Source organism: Sphingobium sp. B10D7B (assembly GCF_025961955.1).
GTDB lineage: Bacteria > Pseudomonadota > Alphaproteobacteria > Sphingomonadales > Sphingomonadaceae > Sphingobium.
Genome location: NZ_JAOQOQ010000001.1, coordinates 2,232,938 through 2,246,932, shown reverse-complemented (window position 1 = coordinate 2,246,932; position 13,995 = coordinate 2,232,938). Strand labels below are relative to the sequence as shown.

Sequence of the window (13,995 nt, the reverse complement as noted above, 5' to 3'; positions counted from 1 at the left end):
GATCAATTAAAACTTAATTGATAGAGATTTGCAAGGGGCGGACTCTATCCTTCTTTTGCGGGAGCAGCGCCCGCGTGGGAAGGTCGTAAATGAACCTCGGGCGGATCGAACGTCCGGGCGTTCCGCAATTCAGGGAAAAGGCGCGACCACCACAAGGTGATGGCGATTGCACCCACGCCGCCGGCAATCACAGCCGCGATCGGTCCGATGAGCGCGGCGAGAAAGCCCGACTCGGCATCGCCCAGCTCATTCGAGGCGGAAATCGTCATCATCGATACGCTGGTCACGCGCCCGCGCATGTCATCGGGGGTGTGAAGCTGGATGAGCGACTGGCGGACGAACACCGAGAACATGTCCGCACTGCCCCACGTCGCCATGGCGAACAAGGCGACGATGATCGCGGTCTGCTGCGGCATGAAGGCGGTGAGGCCGAAGACAATGGTCGCCAGCCCGAAGATGCCGACGGACAGCATCATTTTCAGCCCGACATTGTGGCGCAGCGGCCGGAACGAGAAGAACAGCGCCGTCAGACCCGCGCCGATGCCGGGCGCTGCGGCAAGATGTCCCAGGCCCTGCGAGCCGATATGGAGCACATCGCGCGCATAGACCGGCAGAAGCGCCGTGGTGCCGGCCAGCAGCACGGCAAAGAGATCGAGCGTGATCGCGCCGAAGACCAGTCGGTTGGTGCGCACATAAGTGAGGCCATCGATGATCTGGCCGATCGGATGACGGTCGCGCTGGCGGGCCGCTTGCGGGACTTTGCCGACGAAGATCATGCCGATGACAGCCACGCCGAACAGCGCACTGCTGAACATGTAGGCAAAATAGGGCTTGAACGCATAGGCATAGCCGGCGACGGCCGGCCCGACGATGCTGCCCGCCTGCCAGAACATGCTGCTGAATGCGATGGCGCGGGGCAGCAGGTCCTTGGGGACGATGTTCGGGCCCAAGGAGCCGAGCGCTGGCCCCTGGAAAGCGCGGGCAAAGCCGATCAGCGCGGCGAGGGCGAAGATCAGCGGCAGGCTGATCCATCCTTCATAGCTGGAAAGCGCCAAAATCCCTGCCGAGAAGAGCAGCAGCGAGAGCGTGCCCATGGCGATGCGGGTGCGCGAATAATTGTCCGCGACGAGTCCCGCAAAGGGCGTCAGCACGAAGACCATGACGAATTGGATGAGGCCGATTAGCCCCAGCTGCGCCGCCGACTGCCCGGGAGACATGGTCTGGCGCGCGATGTTGTAAGCTTCCCACGCTATGATGAGCGCCATGCCGTTGGACGCGAGAATCGTCGACAGGCGGACCATCAGATAGGCACGGAAGGCGCCGATCTGAAAGGGATGGGTCGGTGGCTTGCGCCCGGCGGTGCCGTCAGGCTCGCGAGAAGATGGGCTGACCATGCATGTTCCTTGGCGCAAGGCTGGCGACGGCGCAACGGACCAAAACGCGCGCAGGGCAAAGATTTTCGATTGCCGCGCGCCTTCGCTTAGGCGGAACGAAAAAGGCCCGGCAGGAACCCACGCTCCGCCGGGCCGAGTTTGAGCACTGGGGCTGCCAGCGCCCTTCGGGTCGCAGCTCCGCCCTAAGAAAACAGGGTTAATGAGTCATCAGGAAATAAAGCAGCTTGTCATTTTTCCTGGGGCACCTGCGGCGTCGTGAACACAATTGTGCCGCCTGAGGTGCCGCACCTCAGGCGAGGCTGATGAAGCTGTCCAGAACCCGCTTGGCGCCGGCCTGCTCGAAATCGATCTCCAGCTTGTTGCCCTCAATGCCCGTCACCGTCCCATAGCCGAACTTCTGGTGGAAGACGCGGGTGCCGAGGCTGACGTCGCTGCGGCCCTTGTTTCCGAGGCTCACAGCGCTCTGCCGTGCTTCGACGAGGCGGGTCGGCTCACGCGAGAACTGGCTTTGCGCACGCTGCCAGCCCGGTCCGCGCCCCGAGCCGCGCGCGACATTGGCGAAGGGATCATCCCGTTCGGACCAGTTGGCGCGCCACAGGCTGGCGCCGCCGGACATGGTGTTTTCCTCGTCCACCGTCTCCTTGGGCAACTCGCCAATGAAGCGGGAGGGGATGGAACTGGTCCACTGGCCATAGACCCGCCTATTGGCGGCGTGCAGGATCAGGCAGCGCTGGCGCGCGCGGGTGATCGCCACATAAGCCAGCCGGCGCTCTTCCTCCAGGCTGGCAAGGCCGCCTTCATCGAGCGCGCGTTGCGAGGGGAACAGGCCATCCTCCCAGCCCGCCAGGAACACGGTGTCGAACTCCAGCCCCTTGGCGGCGTGGATGGTCATCAGCGTGACCTTGGCTTCATCCGCCTGCGCCTCATTGTCCATGACCAGGCTGACATGCTCGAGGAAGGCCCCGAGCGTCTCATATTCCTCCATGGCGCGGGTGAGCTCCTGCAGGTTCTCCAGTCGCCCGCTGGCCTCCGTCGTACGCTCGGCCTGCAGCGCAGCGGTGTAACCGCTCTCGTCGAGAATCTGGCGCGCGAGATCGGCGTGGTTCATCGCATTGGCGAGATCGCGCCAGCGGGCGAGATCGCCGATGAACCGCCCCAGTGAGCGCCGCGCCTGCGGGGTCAGCTCGTCCGTGTCGAGAATACGGGCCGCCGCGCTGGTGAGCGGCTCCCCCATGGCGCGGGCGAGGCGATGGACCTTCTCGACCGCCTTGTCGCCAAGGCCTCGCTTGGGCACGTTGACGATCCGCTCGAAGGCAAGATCATCCGCCGGCTGGTTGACGAGGCGCAGATATGCCAGCGCATCGCGGATTTCGGCCCGCTCATAGAAGCGGAAGCCGCCGACGATGCGATAGGGCAGGCCGATCTGGATGAAACGGTCTTCGAACTCGCGGGTCTGGAAGGAGGCGCGCACGAGGATGGCGATCTTCTCGGCGCCGACGCCCTGCCGCTCCAGCGACTCGATCTCCTCGCCGACGCGGCGGGCCTCTTCCGGCCCGTCCCACACGCCGATGACGCGCAGCTTCTCGCCATCGGCCTCCTGCGTCCACAAGGTCTTGCCGAGTCGCCCGCCATTCTGCGCGATGACGCCGGAGGCCGCGGCGAGGATATGCGGCGTCGAGCGATAATTCTGCTCCAGCCGGATGATCGCGGCGCCGGGAAAATCGCGCTCGAAGCGCAGGATATTGGCCACTTCCGCGCCGCGCCAGCTATAGATGCTCTGGTCATCATCGCCGACGCAGCAGATATTCTTGCGCTGCTGGGCGAGCAGCCGCAGCCAGAGATACTGGCTGGTGTTGGTGTCCTGATACTCGTCCACCATGATGTAGCGGAAGCGCTGTTGATATTGCTCCAGCACCTCACGATCGGTCTTGAAGATCGTCAGCATGTGCAGCAGCAGGTCGCCGAAATCGCAGGCGTTGAGCGCGCGCAGGCGGGCCTGATACAGCGCATAGATCGCCGCGCCCTTGCCATTGGCGAAGGCCTCGCTCTCGCCCGCGTCGATCTCGCCGGGGGTGAGGCCCTTGTTCTTCCACTTGTCGATCAGCCCCGCGAGGGCGCGCGCGGTGAAGCGCTTCTCATCGATCCCCTCGGCGACGATGATCTGCTTCATCAGGCGCAACTGGTCGTCCGTATCCAGGATCGTGAAATTGCTCTGCAGCCCGACGAGTTCGGCATGGCGCCGCAGCATCTTGGCGCAGACGGAGTGGAAGGTGCCGAGCCAAGGCATGCCCTCGACGGCCTCGCCGATCATTCGCCCCACGCGCTCGCGCATCTCGCGGGCGGCCTTGTTGGTGAAGGTGACGCACAGGATCTCGGAAGGCCAGGCGCGGCGGGTCGCGACCAGATGCGCGAGGCGCGCGGTCAGCGCTGCCGTCTTGCCCGTGCCCGCGCCGGCCAGAACCAGAACCGGCCCTTCCGTGGTCAGCACAGCCTCGCGCTGCGGCGCATTGAGGTCCTGGATATAAGGCGGGTCGGCAGGAGAGGGGGCTGGCAAAGGATCGGTCACAGGCGAACAACTAGGGAACGGGTGGGGCGGGGGCAAGGGCCTTGGCGTGCGTTCCGACCGCTTCATCCCGATTACGCCCCCGGCGGTCTGCGGCGGATGGTTCGCACGGAACGGCTGTCCCGTTGCGGGATTTCCATCCCACAGAACGATCACTCATAGGAGGATGCGATCATGCGCTTCTCAACCATTCTCGCCTGCGGTGCCGCTTCGGCACTGGCCTTCGCTGCCTACGCACAAGACATGCCGCCTCCGGGTGGAGCGCCAGCCGGCCCGCCGTCCGCGACCGCGCCGATGCCGGGCGACACACCCGGGCCGATGCCGGGCGGGACGGACACCATGCCCCCGCCGACTGGTAACCCCATGCCCGGCGATGGCATGAACCCGCCGCCGCCGCCGCCTGCTCCCCCGCCGCCCCCTGCACCCGGCGGCACGATGACGCCGCCGCCTCCGCCCCCCGGTGGTGGTCAGGTTGAGATGATGCCGCAGCGGCCCGTGGAGCAGACCGCTCCGCAGCCCCCGGCAGAATATCCGGTCTGCTCGCGCACCGTGAAGGACGGGTGCAAGAACCCCGGCGGGCAATAACTAACTGAGCTTCTGCTGAGGTCGGCCTCCGTCTAGGTCGCTGGCCTCAGCAGGACCAATTTGGCCTTGCCGACCACGCGCTCGGCATCGCAATCGAAGCCTTTGACCGCGATCTCTTCCCGCTTTTCGGTCTCGATGCTCACCCAGGTGCTGGGGCCGACCCAGCCGAGCCGGGCGAGCTTGTCCAGAGCGACGGCACCCGCGCCGGTACCATAAGGCGGGTCCATGAAAATCACATCCAGCGGCGCCGACGTGGCGCCAAGCGCAAGAACATCGTTCTGGCGGATGTCGGGGCGCGCGAGTCCCAGCTTTTCTGCGTTCTTGCGCAAGGCGGCGATCGCAGCCCGGTCGCGCTCGACGAACAGGCATGTCCCTGCCCCGCGCGAGAGTGCCTCGAGGCCCAGCGCGCCGGAGCCGGCAAAGAAATCGCCCACCGCCAGCCCTTCGAATGAGCCCAGCCGGCTGGTGAGCATCGAAAACAGTGTCTCGCGTGTGCGATCCGCTGTCGGGCGCGTTTCCTCGCCGACTGGCGCCACCAGCGGGCGGCCCCGCCATTGTCCTGAAATGATCCTCATTTGAGCGTCTTGCGGAACTTGATGAGATCGACCTGGCGCACCTCGGCCACTTCAGCAGGCGCTGAATCGCCCAGCACGAACGGACCGTAGCGGGTCCGGATCAGCCGGCTGACCTTGAGGCCGAGATGTTCGAGCACGCGCCGCACTTCGCGGTTCTTGCCTTCGGTCAGGGTCATTTCGATCCATTGATTGCGCCCGGTCCGCCGCTCCAGATTGGCGTCGATGCGACCATAGCGCATCCCCTCGATCTCGACGCCCTCGATCAGCTCTTCAAGTTGCGCCTGACTGATCTCCCCGAACGCGCGCGCGCGATAGGTGCGCTCGACACCGGTGGAAGGCAGTTCCAGCTGCCGCTTCAGCTCGCCATCGGTGGTGAGCAGCAGCAGGCCCTCCGTGTTGAGATCGAGCCGGCCGACCGGCATCACGCGCGGCAGGTCGGCGGGCAGGCGATCATAAATGGTCGGACGCCCGGCGGGGTCTTTGGCGGTGGTGAGCAGGCCGGCCGGCTTGTGGAACAGGAACAGGCGGGCCGGTGCGGGCTCCTTCACCGCCACGCCATCGACGGTCACGCCGCGCAGCGACTTGAGCAAGGTTGCGGGCGTTTCCACCAGCGTGCCGTTCAGCGCCACGCGCCCTTCTGCGATCATCCGCTCAACGTCCCGGCGGGAGGCGACGCCCGCGCGCGCCAACAGCTTGGCGATGCGCTCGCCCTCGCGCGCCGTGCCATCATCGGCGGCCTGGCGCACTTGCGGCGTGACGCGGCCTGCGCCCCGGCGCGCTCTGGGCGGCTGTGCCCGACGGTCGGTTGCGCCGGCTGCAGGGCGCTGGGGACGGCGAGGTCCGGAAGGTCCACGAGTGTTCGACAAAATCTGTGTCCGTTTTTGGGGCGGCTGTGTCATCGCTGCACTGGCGAATCGCAGCCGCGCGACCTAGCGTTTTTGTGCGCCGGGATCGATCCGTTTTCGGTCTGCGGTTTGGCGCAACGGGAATGAGGCGGCAATGTTTTTCTCGAAGGAGACGCAGCGAATACGCCGCATCCTGATCGTCGAGGATGAGCCGCTGCTCGCGTTCGATGAAGAACATACCCTCCAGACAGCCGGCTATGAGGTGGTCGCGACAGTCGATCGCTTCCGGGAAGCGACGGCCATCATCCTCGAACAAGGCGCGGTCGATCTGGTTGTCACCGACGTGCGGCTTGCCGGTGTTCGCTCGGGCGTCGAGCTGGCCCGCCATGCCCGCGAACTCGGCATCGCCGTGCTGTTCGCGACGGCCACCTGCCCGGAGGAAGCGCGCGATCAGGACATTGCGCTCGGGTGCCTCTCCAAGCCGTTTCTGCCGCGCGACCTCATCCGTGCCATTGGCGTGTGCGAGCGGGTGATCGGCGGGCGTTCGCCGGGCCGGCTGCCGGCGGGGCTGAAGCTCTTCAAGCGCAACTGAGGGCTGCGCTGAGGCGCGCCGGCAAAAACGATGCTTTGAATTCCGGCATAGCGCTCTAAGACTGCGGGTTCAGGCCCAAGCAGTCGGAGTGTGCATGTCGCAGACCCTCATATTCGCCGTGATTGTCGGTGCAGTCGTGGCGAGCGGCTTCTTCGTTCCAAGCTTCCGTCCTTATTTGCGGCCCATGCCGTTCGTCGCGTTCCTGCTCGGCATATCGAGCGGCTTTCCGCTGACGCTGCTGCTGGCGACAATGACCTTCTGGCTCTCCAAGGTTGGCATCGACAAGTCCACGATCGGCTTCGCCATTGGCCTGACGACGCCCTACACGCTCAAATTCCTGTGGGCGCCGCTGGTCGACAAGCTGCCACTGCCTGTGCTCACCCGCCTGTTCGGGCAGCGGCGCGCGTGGCTGTTCTTCATCCAGGCGCTGCTGTTTGGCGCGATCTGGCAACTGGGCGCCAGCGATCCGGCGACCGATCTCGCGCGCTTTGCGCTGTGGGCCATTGCCGTCGCCTTCCTCTCCGCCACGCAGGATATCGTGATCGATGCCTACCGCATCGAAATCCTGAGCGAGCAGGAATTGCCGCACGGTACGGCGATGAACCAGTTCGGCTATCGCACCGGTAACCTGCTGGCCGGCGCCGGGACGATCTTCCTCGCTTCCACGGAAGGCGCCGGGCTGGGTTGGGCCGTCGCCTATGGCATCACTGCCTTCTGCGTGCTCCCGGCTGCCATTGGCGCGCTGCTAGCGGGGCCGGGGCGCTATGTGGAGCACCGCGCGGTGCGCGAAGGGCTGGCGATGGGCGACTGGCTCAAGGAGACCATCGTCAATCCATTCCGCGAGTTCCTCTCCCGCCACGGGGCCTTTCTCGTCCTGGGTTTCGTGCTGATCTACAAGATTGGCGATGCCATGGGGCAGGTGATGCTGGCGCCGATGATCGTCGAGCTGGGCTTTACCGACACCGAATATGTCACCGTCAACAAGTTCGTCGGCTTTGCCGCGCTGATTGCCGGGTCGGCGCTGGGTGCGCCATTCATCGCCCGGCTGGGCATGGGGCGCGCTTTGTTCGTCTCCGGCGCGATGATGATGCTCTCCAACCTGCTGTTCTGCGCGCTGGCCGTGGCCGGACATTCGACGCCGATGCTCGCGCTGGCGGTGGGGACGGAGAATTTCACCAGCGGCATCGGCCTGACGGTGTTCGTCACCTATCTGTCCGGCCTGTCGAGCCTCGCCTATACCGCCACCCAATTTGCTTTGCTCTCATCCTTCGCCGCAGTCGGCCGGACATGGCTCTCGACGCCTTCGGGCTATCTCGCCGAGGGGCTGGGCTGGGTCGGTTTCTGGGCATTCACCGTCGTGGCCGCCATTCCGGGCATGATCCTGCTCTGGATCATGTGGACGAAAGGCTTCGTGGTGGAGTCCGTGCGACAGCCCAGCACGCAGGACGATTAGCGACGCGCCTCAGACCGGCGGCTGGTTGTTCGCGATCAGCACCTGCCCGGCCAGATAGAGCGTGCCCGCCATGAGCACGGTGCGTCGCGGCCCGGCGGCGACATCCGTCAGCGCCTCCTGGATCGTTGTGAAGCTGCGGTGCGGTACTTCCCATGCGCGGGCGACCTGCGCGAAGACCTCCGGGCCGTGATGCTCATGGCCAGGCACCGGCAGCGAGCGGATCGAGCGGATCAAGGGACGGAGCGGCTTGAGGAAGCCGGCGACGTCCTTGTTCGAGAGCATGCCGATGATCAGGTCGATGCCCTCATCGGCCAGATGGCTTTCCGTCAGCGCGTCGGCCAGCGCCTTGCCGGCATCGGGATTATGCCCGCCATCGAGCATCAGCGTCCGCCCGGGCAGCATCGCATTGAGCGGCCCCCCTTCCAGACGCTGCATGCGCGCGGGCCAGTGCGCCCAGAGCGGCGCGGCGCGCAGCGCGGCCTCGGGCAATGGCACGGCCTGCTGGTGGCGGAGCATCGCGATGGCGAGGCCCATATTGGATATCTGATGAGCGCCGTGGAGGCGGGGCGTCGGCAATTCGATGCGCCCGGCTTCGTCGCGATAGTGTAATTGGCCCTGATATTCGGCGATGTCCCAGCTCCGCCCGCGCGGCAGATGCGCGGCACCGGCCTTATCGGCCACGCGGGCGATCGTGGCGTTCATCGCTGGGCGATAGTGCTGGGTGACCAATGGCGCCCCGGCCTTGGCGATGCCGGCCTTCTCAAAGGCGATGCGGCTCAGCGGGTCTTCCGGCACGTCATGGTCCGGCGCGAGCAGGAAGCTCTCATGGTCGATCGCCAGCGAGGCGATACCGCAGGCGACCGGCGCCTGAATGACGTTCGTCGCGTCCAGCCGTCCGCCCAGACCCACCTCGATCACGCAGGCATCCGCCGGCACGGTGGCGAACAGCATGAAAGCTGCGGCGGTGGTGATCTCGAAGAAGCTGGCGTTCAGATCGCCGCCGATGTCGAGCACTTGCTCCAGCGCGCGGGCGAGCGTGTCATCGTCGATCAACGTGCCGGCAAGGCGAATGCGCTCGTTGAACCGCACCAGATGGGGAGAAGTGAAGACATGGACGCTCTTGCCGTCGGCTTCCAGCGCCGCGCGCAAATAGGCGCAGGTCGATCCCTTGCCGTTGGTGCCGGCGACATGGAAGACCGGCGGCATCTCCAGATGCGGGTTGCCCAGCCGGCGGACGAGTTCGCTGATGCGCTCCAGCCCCAGCACGTCGCGGCCGGGCGAAAGCGCCATCAGGCGATCGAGTTGCGCCTGCACAGCAGGGTGGTCGGAAACGGCGTGGTCAGCCATCGCAAGGCCTCTGGGTCAGGTACCGCCCGGCCTGCTTGCCGGGAGACTCGCCCTGCTGCGCAGGTCGGCGAGTCCTCAGGCAGGCGCGGACGGGACGGAAATCGGTGGTTTTATGCCGCTTGCTTCGTCGTCAGATAGCCGATCGTCTTGGCCAGCGTCGCCTTCATTTCCTTGCGATGCGTCACCATGTCAATCATGCCGTGCGCGAGCAGATATTCGGCGCGCTGGAAGCCCTCGGGCAGCTTCTCGCGGATGGTGTTCTCGATCACGCGGGCACCGGCGAAGGCGATCAGCGCATTGGGCTCGGCAATCTGCACGTCACCCAGCATCGCATAGCTGGCGGTGACGCCCCCGGTGGTCGGGTCGGTCAGCACCACGATGTAGGGCAGGCCTGCCGCGCGCAGTTGCTGCACGGCGACGGTGGCACGGGGCATCTGCATCAGCGAGAGGATGCCCTCCTGCATCCGCGCGCCACCAGCGGCGGTAAAGATCACATAAGGGCAGGACTGGCGCACGGCTTCCTGCACGCCCGCGACGAAGGCCGCGCCAACCGCCGTGCCCATCGAGCCGCCCATGAAGGCGAAGTTCTGCACGCCGACAACGGCAGGCTGGCCGTCGATCCGGCCGGAGGCATTGATCAGCGCATCCTGGTCGCCGGTCTGCGCGCGGGCGGCCTTCAGGCGATCAGTGTAGCGCTTGGAATCGCGGAACTTGAGCGGGTCTTCCTTGACCACCGGTGCGGGCAGGATGTGCATCGTGCCGTCGTCGAAGATGTGCGCGAAGCGGGTGTGCGGGCCGATCCGGCCATGATGGTCGCAACGCGGGCAGACGGAGAGATTCTCGTCCCATTCCTTCTGAAAGATCATCTGGCCGCAGCTCGTGCATTTGTGCCAGAGATTGTCCGGTGTCTCGGCCTTCTTGGCGATGAAGGGCAGGGCATTGCGAACGCGGTTCAGCCAGCTCATGCGGCTTTCTCCTTCTGATTGAGCGCGGCGCGCAGGGTCGCCACGAAGTCTCGAACCGGGCCAGCAGCCTGGGCGCCGTGCTTGCCGACAAGCTCGACGATGGCCGAGCCGACGACGACCCCTTCAGCCACCGCGCCGATGGCGGCGGCCTGCTCGGGCGTCCGCACGCCAAAGCCCACGGCGACGGGCAGGTCGGTTGCGGCCTTGAGCTTGGCCACAGCGGACTCGATGCTGGTTTGCGCGGCCTGCTGCAAGCCGGTGATCCCGGCGACAGACACATAATAGAGAAAGCCCGAGGCGCCCTCCAGCACGGCCGGCAGACGCGCGGCATCCGTGGTCGGCGTCGCAAGGCGGATCAGCGAGACGCCAGCGCCTCGCAGCGCCGGGCCAAGCTCAGCATCTTCCTCGGGCGGAATGTCGACGCAGATCACGCCATCGACGCCAGCCTTGGCGCATTCGGCGGCGAACCAGTCGGCGCCGCGTACGGTCATCGGGTTGGCATAGCCCATCAGCACCAGCGGCGTGTCAGGATGGCGAGCGCGGAAGGCGGCGGCGATCTCGAAGATCTTCGCCGTGCTGATCCCCGCCGCCAGCGCGCGCAGATTGGCGGACTGAATAGCCTGCCCGTCCGCCATGGGATCAGTGAACGGCATCCCCAGCTCGATCACATCCGCACCGCCCGCGACCAATGCATCGAGCACAGAGGCCGTGTCAGCAGGCGTCGGATCGCCGCCCGTGACGAAGGTCACGAGCGCTGCGCGCCCTTCCGAGCGGGTGCGGCTGAAGGTGGAGGTGAGGCGGTTCATATCTTCGCTCCCAGCGCCTGGGCGACGGTGAAGATGTCCTTGTCGCCGCGGCCGGAGACGTTGACGACGATCAGCTTGTCCTGCGGCATCGCCGTAGCCTCCGCCTCCAGCGCGGCGAGGGCGTGAGCGCTTTCGAGGGCGGGGATGATGCCTTCCTGCTGCGAGCAGAGCTGGAAGGCGTCGAGCGCGGCGGTATCGGTCACCGGCACATAGCGCACGCGGCCGCTCTCGTGCAGCCAGCTATGCTCGGGGCCGATGCCGGGATAATCGAGGCCCGCCGAAATCGAATGCGCTTCGGTGATCTGGCCGTCCTCGTCCTGCAGCAAATAGGTCTTGTTGCCGTGGAGGATGCCGGGCTTGCCGCCGGTGAGGCTGGCCGCGTGCTTGTCCGTATCGATGCCGTGGCCCGCCGCCTCGGTGCCGACCATCGCCACATCGGGATCGTCCAGGAACGGGTGGAACATCCCGATGGCATTTGAACCGCCACCGACGGCCGCGATCAGCAGATCGGGCAGGCGCCCTTCGGCAGCCAGCATCTGCTCGCGGGTTTCCTTGCCGATCACGCTCTGGAAGTCGCGCACCAGCTCGGGATAGGGGTGCGGACCTGCGGCAGTGCCGATAATGTAGAAGGTGTTTTCCACCGTCGCCACCCAGTCGCGCAGCGCTTCGTTCATCGCATCCTTGAGGCTTTGCGATCCGCTGGTGACGGGGCGCACTTCCGCGCCGAGCAGCTTCATGCGGAAGACGTTGGGCTGCTGCCGCTCGATGTCCTTGGCGCCCATGAAGATGGTGCACGGCAGGCCAAAGCGGGCACAAACGGTCGCCGTCGCCACGCCATGCTGGCCGGCGCCGGTTTCGGCAATGATCCGTGTCTTGCCCATGCGGATGGCGAGCAGGATCTGGCCGATGCAATTGTTGATCTTGTGCGCGCCAGTGTGATTGAGCTCCTCGCGCTTGAAATAGATCTTGGCGCCGAAACCGGGCTTGGCGCGCTCGCGATAATAAGCGGTCAGCCGTTCCGCGAAGTAGAGCGGCGAGGGGCGGCCGACATAATGCGTCATCAGGCCATTGAACTCGGCTTCGAAAGCCGGATCTTCCTTGGCGGCGCGATACTCGCGCTCCAGGTCAAGGATGAGTGGCATCAGCGTCTCGGCCACATAACGGCCACCGAACTGGCCAAAATGGCCGCGCTCGTCGGGCAGGGCGCGCAAGGAATTGGGGCGGGAATTGGGGAGGGTGGTTGCAGCAGTCACTGTGCGTCTCTCTTGGTCACTGTGGTCGGGTCGCGTCGAAAGGGTCGAGCGATCAGCGCCATCGTGTCCCGATGCATCTGGCTATGGCAGGCAGTGTCATCATTCCCAACCGCTTTGCAGAAGGTCGCGGCCTTGTCCACCGCATTGACGCATTCGGCGGCTGGCCTTTGGGGCAGTCGCGCGAGCGGCGCCCGTTTTGCCCTCGGTCCCGATCCATCAGGCCGGCGGGGCGGGCACGAGGATCAGGGTTCGCTCCTCCACGCGCCAGGAGGCCAGTTGGGAGAGGAAGTTCATGCCGAGCACGTCCATGTCGCCCAGCGCGGGCGAGATCACGACCTTGAGATTTTGGGCCGTCAGCGGGCCGATCGCGAGGCGCTCGACGGTGCCGGTTTCCGCCTGCACCGTTCCGTTCGCTGTCTGGAGCACGACCGGCAGCAGACTGGCCCCGCGGGGCACGCCTGCGAGGTCCGCCGTCCGCGTGGACAGCGCCGTGACGGTGGCGCCGCTATCGATGAGCATCCGCCGGTCGACGCCATTGATTTGCGCCGTCGCCCAGAAATGGCCGTCGGGCGACATCCGGATGCGCACCTCGTCGCCCACGACTTGCTGAGAGTCGACGCCCAGCCGGCTGCTGAAGCGGGACAGGGACGGGTCGAATGGCGCCTGCTGAAACAGCACGAACAAGGCAAACGCCAGCAAGGCGAACGAAAACAGGGCGCGCAGAGCCCGTCCCACATAGGGGATTTTGAAGATCAGAATGAGGATCAGCGCCGCACCGCCCGCGTAGAGCGCAAGGTGAAGCCATTCGGGGTTGGTCGTCATCGGCATGAAAGCTCAACCGCAATCACGTGCATTCGATCCCGCACAGCGTCCGCGAACCGCCAGGGCGCCCCAATCAGCTAGCCTGCGCCGCACGGCAAAAGTTGGCGATCTTGGCCACATCCTTGACGCCCGGCGCGCTCTCGATGCCGGAAGAGACATCCACCAGCGGCGCGCCAGTCAGGCGAATGGCATCGGCGACATTCTCCGCGTCCAGCCCGCCCGAGAGGCCCCAGGGCAGGGGCGGGCGATGGCCGGCGAGGAGGCGCCAATCAAAACGCAGGCCCATGCCGCCGGGCAGAGCCGCACCGTCCGGCGTCTTGGCATCGTAGAGCAGGAAATCGGCCGCGCCCGCATAAGCCGCACCAGTGGCGAGATCGGCGGCGGTCTTCACGGAGATGACTTTCCAGACCTCCAGCCCGGTGCGCTGGCGGATGGCCGCAGCCCGTTCCGGCGTCTCGCGGCCATGCAACTGGGCGATCTCCATGCCGCCGGCAGCGACCAGTGTATCGATCAGATCATCGCTCGGATCCACAAGAACACCCACCCGCTTCACATGGGCCGGCACCCGCGCGGCGATGAGGCTCACCCGATCGGGCGCGAGATAGCGCGGGCTGGGCGGGAAATAATTAAGGCCGACATGGCTCGCGCCGCCCCGCACGGCCGCATCGATAGCTTCGGCGGTCTTGACCCCGCAAATCTTGATGGCGACCTTGGGCATGAACAATGGCATCCGGTTGGGCATCGCCGGCGCTCGCAGCCGGTTCGCGGGCTAGGTAGGGGAGGATTGCTGTCTGC

At 65.9% G+C, this 13,995-nt stretch carries 13 protein-coding genes; 3 read left to right on the top strand and 10 right to left on the bottom strand.

What is annotated here, in order from left to right; all coding sequences use genetic code 11:
• Positions 1–44: 44 nt before the first annotated feature.
• Complete coding sequence (locus tag M2331_RS10685; RefSeq protein ID WP_181560260.1) at positions 45–1,394, bottom strand: MFS transporter; 1,350 nt, start codon at positions 1,392–1,394, stop codon at positions 45–47.
• A 289-nt stretch (positions 1,395–1,683) separates the two neighbouring features.
• A complete protein-coding gene (locus M2331_RS10680) occupies positions 1,684–4,026 on the bottom strand; it encodes an ATP-dependent helicase (protein ID WP_264592361.1) in 2,343 nt (780 codons plus the stop codon).
• A 105-nt stretch (positions 4,027–4,131) separates the two neighbouring features.
• On the opposite strand from M2331_RS10680, the gene M2331_RS10675 reads away from it, so the two are divergent.
• Positions 4,132–4,542 (top strand): hypothetical protein, encoded by a 411-nt coding sequence (locus M2331_RS10675; protein WP_181560259.1) that lies wholly within the window; start codon positions 4,132–4,134, stop codon positions 4,540–4,542.
• Between the two features lie 32 nt (positions 4,543–4,574).
• Here the strand turns inward: M2331_RS10675 and rsmD are convergent, their stop codons facing one another.
• Both rsmD and M2331_RS10665 read right to left on the bottom strand, forming a co-directional pair.
• Positions 4,575–5,117, bottom strand: a complete 543-nt coding sequence (rsmD, locus tag M2331_RS10670) for a 16S rRNA (guanine(966)-N(2))-methyltransferase RsmD (protein WP_181560258.1) — start codon at positions 5,115–5,117, stop codon at positions 4,575–4,577.
• Positions 5,114–6,016, bottom strand: a complete 903-nt coding sequence (locus M2331_RS10665) for a pseudouridine synthase (protein WP_181560257.1) — start codon at positions 6,014–6,016, stop codon at positions 5,114–5,116. The genes rsmD and M2331_RS10665 overlap by 4 nt, the downstream gene beginning before the upstream one ends.
• A 100-nt stretch (positions 6,017–6,116) precedes the next feature.
• On the opposite strand from M2331_RS10665, the gene M2331_RS10660 reads away from it, so the two are divergent.
• Both M2331_RS10660 and M2331_RS10655 read left to right on the top strand, forming a co-directional pair.
• Positions 6,117–6,554, top strand: a complete 438-nt coding sequence (locus M2331_RS10660) for a response regulator (protein WP_181560256.1) — start codon at positions 6,117–6,119, stop codon at positions 6,552–6,554.
• 94 nt (positions 6,555–6,648) lie between these two features.
• Positions 6,649–8,007 carry an AmpG family muropeptide MFS transporter gene (locus M2331_RS10655; RefSeq protein WP_181560255.1) on the top strand — a complete coding sequence of 453 codons (1,359 nt, stop codon included), beginning with the start codon at positions 6,649–6,651 and terminating at the stop codon, positions 8,005–8,007.
• A 9-nt stretch (positions 8,008–8,016) separates the two neighbouring features.
• On the opposite strand, the gene M2331_RS10650 is transcribed toward M2331_RS10655, so the two are convergent.
• From M2331_RS10650 to M2331_RS10625, 6 genes are all read right to left on the bottom strand, one after another.
• Positions 8,017–9,354, bottom strand: coding sequence for a bifunctional folylpolyglutamate synthase/dihydrofolate synthase (locus tag M2331_RS10650; protein ID WP_181560254.1), 1,338 nt, complete (start codon positions 9,352–9,354; stop codon positions 8,017–8,019).
• A 110-nt stretch (positions 9,355–9,464) separates the two neighbouring features.
• Entirely contained in the window at positions 9,465–10,319 is an 855-nt protein-coding gene (gene accD / locus M2331_RS10645) for an acetyl-CoA carboxylase, carboxyltransferase subunit beta (protein WP_181560253.1), read from the bottom strand.
• Positions 10,316–11,125, bottom strand: coding sequence for a tryptophan synthase subunit alpha (gene trpA, locus M2331_RS10640; RefSeq protein ID WP_181560252.1), 810 nt, complete (start codon positions 11,123–11,125; stop codon positions 10,316–10,318). Before trpA ends, accD begins: the two co-directional genes overlap by 4 nt.
• Complete coding sequence (gene trpB, locus M2331_RS10635) at positions 11,122–12,378, bottom strand: tryptophan synthase subunit beta (RefSeq protein WP_181560251.1); 1,257 nt, start codon at positions 12,376–12,378, stop codon at positions 11,122–11,124. Before trpB ends, trpA begins: the two co-directional genes overlap by 4 nt.
• A gap of 216 nt (positions 12,379–12,594) precedes the next feature.
• Positions 12,595–13,206 (bottom strand): TIGR02281 family clan AA aspartic protease, encoded by a 612-nt coding sequence (locus M2331_RS10630; RefSeq protein ID WP_181560250.1) that lies wholly within the window; start codon positions 13,204–13,206, stop codon positions 12,595–12,597.
• Between the two features lie 67 nt (positions 13,207–13,273).
• A complete protein-coding gene (locus M2331_RS10625; RefSeq protein WP_181560249.1) occupies positions 13,274–13,918 on the bottom strand; it encodes a phosphoribosylanthranilate isomerase in 645 nt (214 codons plus the stop codon).
• Positions 13,919–13,995: the final 77 nt, after the last annotated feature.

Coding starts and splice junctions, on each gene's coding strand:
- M2331_RS10650 (WP_181560254.1), bottom strand. CDS start 9,354: ATGGCTGACCACGCCGTTTCCGACCACCCTGCTGTGCAGGCGCAACTC.
- M2331_RS10675 (WP_181560259.1), top strand. CDS start 4,132: ATGCGCTTCTCAACCATTCTCGCCTGCGGTGCCGCTTCGGCACTGGCC.
- trpA (WP_181560252.1), bottom strand. CDS start 11,125: ATGAACCGCCTCACCTCCACCTTCAGCCGCACCCGCTCGGAAGGGCGC.
- M2331_RS10685 (WP_181560260.1), bottom strand. CDS start 1,394: ATGGTCAGCCCATCTTCTCGCGAGCCTGACGGCACCGCCGGGCGCAAG.
- M2331_RS10655 (WP_181560255.1), top strand. CDS start 6,649: ATGTCGCAGACCCTCATATTCGCCGTGATTGTCGGTGCAGTCGTGGCG.
- rsmD (WP_181560258.1), bottom strand. CDS start 5,117: ATGAGGATCATTTCAGGACAATGGCGGGGCCGCCCGCTGGTGGCGCCA.
- M2331_RS10665 (WP_181560257.1), bottom strand. CDS start 6,016: ATGACACAGCCGCCCCAAAAACGGACACAGATTTTGTCGAACACTCGT.
- M2331_RS10625 (WP_181560249.1), bottom strand. CDS start 13,918: ATGCCCAAGGTCGCCATCAAGATTTGCGGGGTCAAGACCGCCGAAGCT.
- M2331_RS10630 (WP_181560250.1), bottom strand. CDS start 13,206: ATGCCGATGACGACCAACCCCGAATGGCTTCACCTTGCGCTCTACGCG.
- accD (WP_181560253.1), bottom strand. CDS start 10,319: ATGAGCTGGCTGAACCGCGTTCGCAATGCCCTGCCCTTCATCGCCAAG.
- M2331_RS10680 (WP_264592361.1), bottom strand. CDS start 4,026: ATGAAGCGGTCGGAACGCACGCCAAGGCCCTTGCCCCCGCCCCACCCG.
- M2331_RS10660 (WP_181560256.1), top strand. CDS start 6,117: ATGTTTTTCTCGAAGGAGACGCAGCGAATACGCCGCATCCTGATCGTC.